The organism is Streptomyces murinus, from assembly GCF_002154555.1.
GTDB lineage: Bacteria > Actinomycetota > Actinomycetes > Streptomycetales > Streptomycetaceae > Streptomyces > Streptomyces murinus.
In genome coordinates this window covers 1-713 of sequence record NZ_MUNF01000851.1, presented here as the reverse complement: position 1 = coordinate 713, position 713 = coordinate 1, and the positions used below count along the sequence as shown (strand labels likewise).

Annotated in this window: 1 protein-coding gene and 1 pseudogene; one reads left to right on the top strand and one right to left on the bottom strand. The window is 74.2% G+C overall.

The genetic code is table 11. From position 1 onward, the window contains the following. Window positions 1–382: pseudogene (locus CCN72_RS35805) on the top strand (DNA polymerase IV); the annotation flags it as partial. Between the two features lie 52 nt (window positions 383–434). Here the strand turns inward: CCN72_RS35805 and CCN72_RS35800 are convergent. Next, a partial coding sequence (locus tag CCN72_RS35800; protein WP_086812537.1) for a photosystem reaction center subunit H occupies window positions 435–713 on the bottom strand: 279 nt, incomplete at its 5' end.

Below are 713 nucleotides of genomic sequence, written 5' to 3'. Positions count from 1 at the left end.
GGTCGGTGTCGGCGTCTCCGGGCTCGCCGACTACACCCAGGAGGACCTGTTCGCCCAGGCGTCCTCGCGGGCGGAACCGGCGCCGGAGGAGGCCGTGGCCGAGCCGGTCGCGGTGCCCCGGGAGCCGGTGCTGCCGCACTGGCGGGCCGGCCAGGACGTGCGGCACGCGGAGCACGGGTACGGGTGGGTGCAGGGGAGCGGGGTGGGCCGGGTGACGGTGCGCTTCGAGACCCCCCAGTCGCCGCCGGGGCGGATACGCACCTTCCTGGTCACCGACCCCGCGCTGGAGCCTGCGGACCCGCTGCCCCTGGTCGTCACGGCACCCGCTCCCTCGTCCGCCTCCGACCTGTCGCCCGCCCCCGATCTGTCGGCCGGGCCATGACCGCCGCTCGACGGTCTCGCCCTCGTCGTCGAAGCCCCCCGGCGTCCAGGGGCTATGTCTCCTCCGAGCCCGCCAGCTTGCCGAAGTCGTGGTCAGCGGCGGCGTCCGGGGTCACGTCGAGGCCGTAGTGGTGGTAGAGCTGGAGTTCCTGTTCGGGGGAGAGGTGGCGGCCCACGCCGAAGTCGGGGGCGTCCTTGATCAGGGAGCGGTCGAAGGGGACATGGAGGGTGCCCTCGACGAGCTCGCTCGGTTCCAGGGGGACGAACGCGTCGCGGGAGAAGAGGCCGGTGCGTATGGCCGCCCACTCGGGGACACCGGTGGCGTCGTCCAG